The 1,880-nt window shown below is 59.4% G+C and carries 2 protein-coding genes and 1 pseudogene; all 3 read right to left on the bottom strand.

All coding sequences use genetic code 11. The annotated features are described in order from the left end of the window. Nucleotides 1-561: 561 nt before the first annotated feature. Nucleotides 562-768: a DUF6494 family protein gene (locus tag FVF58_RS50895; protein ID WP_149676971.1), complete on the bottom strand. Its 207-nt coding sequence runs from the start codon at nt 766-768 to the stop codon at nt 562-564. A gap of 202 nt (nt 769-970) precedes the next feature. After that, nucleotides 971-1,204, bottom strand: a complete 234-nt coding sequence (locus FVF58_RS50885; RefSeq protein ID WP_149676970.1) for a hypothetical protein — start codon at nt 1,202-1,204, stop codon at nt 971-973. A gap of 490 nt (nt 1,205-1,694) precedes the next feature. Next, nucleotides 1,695-1,880 (bottom strand): annotated as a pseudogene (locus tag FVF58_RS50880) (DUF1269 domain-containing protein); the annotation flags it as partial.

Genomic DNA, 1,880 nt, shown 5'->3' with positions numbered 1-1,880 from the left:
CACCAGCATGGCGCATGCGGCCGGAACGCAACAACGCAGTCGGCTCATCGTATCCCTCCTGATGTCGGGATTCTGCACAGTCCACGCCGCCCGCACAGCCAGGTGAATGCCCAAGCCCTGTTCGTCCGACGCCAATCGTCCAGCGCGCCATCGGCGATCTCTTGCCATATGATCTCGACGCCTGTACACATTCTCCCAAGCAGATCGCCCCGATTGGGGGCACCGGGTCCTCGTCGACGGCGAGAACCGAATCCTGCCGACCATGGATAGCTCACGGCAGCGAAGTCGCACGGCATGACCGTTGTGCCGTGCGTGGTGCTCGTGCGCATGACCGAGGTGCAGCGGCCTACCATTGCGGCAAATCGGTCGACAGTGGGTCAATCGGCTGGTTTCGGAAGTCAACCGCCGTTCAAATGTCCTGGGGCAACGGTCGTGACCGTCCCCTCGTGGCCGGTGCCTGCCTTTGGCGACCGCGATCCGCCGTGGTTGACGCCGCCGAAACCGCTGCGAACCGTTGCCGAAAGTCGTCGCGGCTGCCGTGCAGAAAACGTCATCTCGCCCTTACTGGAGCGTGATTTCGCCATCAAACTCCACTTTCAGCTTGAACCCTGCAATTTCCAGCGTTACTTTTGCGGGAAACGATTCTGTGCCTGCGATGGTGCCGTCAGCAAGGGCCTTGGCTACTGCGTGTTCGATCTCGCGCTGCGAATTGACGCCAACCATTTTTAAGAACTTGCGTATGCTGAGGTTGAAGACTTCTTCATTCATTGACATCTCCCATTTTCCGATGAAGGAGAGATTCCCGGCAGTGAAGTTAAGCCCGGCCGGCGGGCATCCACATGCTATCGAGAGCAACAGCCCCCGGTGACGATGGCGACGATCTTGTCGCCCCCGAGGGTGGTGAGTTCGACTTCCGCATTCACTGCGCCATCGGCGAGGGGCGTGATCTTGCCGCGACGTTACGCGGCTGCTACGCGGCCTGAGCCAGTTCAAAAGGTGAGCGCGGCAGGGGTTCGCCATCCACGAATGCAGTGGCACTGCGCACGGCAAACGCGAAAGCGCCTTCCTGACTCGCGAACTCTCCGAGATTCCCGAGTGAAGTAGCTTCACCGTCTTCCGCCAAGATCGATGCACGCGCTACAAAGGCTTTGCCATGCTTCGTGACGCAGGGCTGAATTGCTGCGCCATGGTGATATAGAACCATCGCAACTCCTCTCAGTGATGTTCGCGGAATCGGCGATGGCATTTTAATGTTCCATTTTCGTCAAGGGAAAACGTTACCTTTCCTCGCAAGACGCATAAATAATACATAAGGGCAAAAGGGTTTGGCGGAAGAATTTTTTAGCCGGTTTGCGAAAGGGGTTCTGATGGCCGGCCGATTACCACGCGCCCGCTAACCCTTCCCTACGAGTGTACGGTTCCGCGTCGCGGCATGCCGGAGCCTTTGCCCCGAAGTCGACGGCATACGCCACCCTCGGTCCACCCTCGGCATCTCATTTGGCAACGTCAAGAAGTGTCCCTTTCTGGCCCTCCCAGTCCGACGCCAATCATGCCCTATAACGGACACCTGCGAATGCTGTGCTTCTGTCACGTTTAGCCGCAATAGCCGACGACGCGACCGACGACCTCTGCCCATCTACCGCCTGGTCCAGGTGTGGCCGGGGGGGCGCCGATGGCCTTGTCTCGACGGCTTCTCAGGGGAAGATCGGTGTCGTGGGCTCCGCGCCTTCGAGATCGGCCTTCGGAAAATGCTGCGCGACCATTTGCTCGATCTCCTGTTCTCGCGATCCCGGCACGTCGGCCATGATCAAAAGCTGGCCGTCACGTATGGCGCCACGAAAGCGCTCGAGTCGTGCATTCGGTTCGTCGACGCCGATCAT

Origin of the sequence: Paraburkholderia panacisoli, from assembly GCF_008369935.1 — a bacterium.
GTDB classification, from domain to species: Bacteria; Pseudomonadota; Gammaproteobacteria; order Burkholderiales; family Burkholderiaceae; genus Paraburkholderia; species Paraburkholderia panacisoli.
The sequence above is the reverse complement of the archived record's forward strand: the minus strand, read 5'-3'. Positions and strand labels throughout refer to the sequence as shown.

What these genes read in the sequence shown, in the direction of transcription:
- FVF58_RS50895 (WP_149676971.1), bottom strand. Translation starts at nt 768, where the DNA reads ATGAATGAAGAAGTCTTCAACCTCAGCATACGCAAGTTCTTAAAAATG.
- FVF58_RS50885 (WP_149676970.1), bottom strand. Translation starts at nt 1,204, where the DNA reads ATGGTTCTATATCACCATGGCGCAGCAATTCAGCCCTGCGTCACGAAG.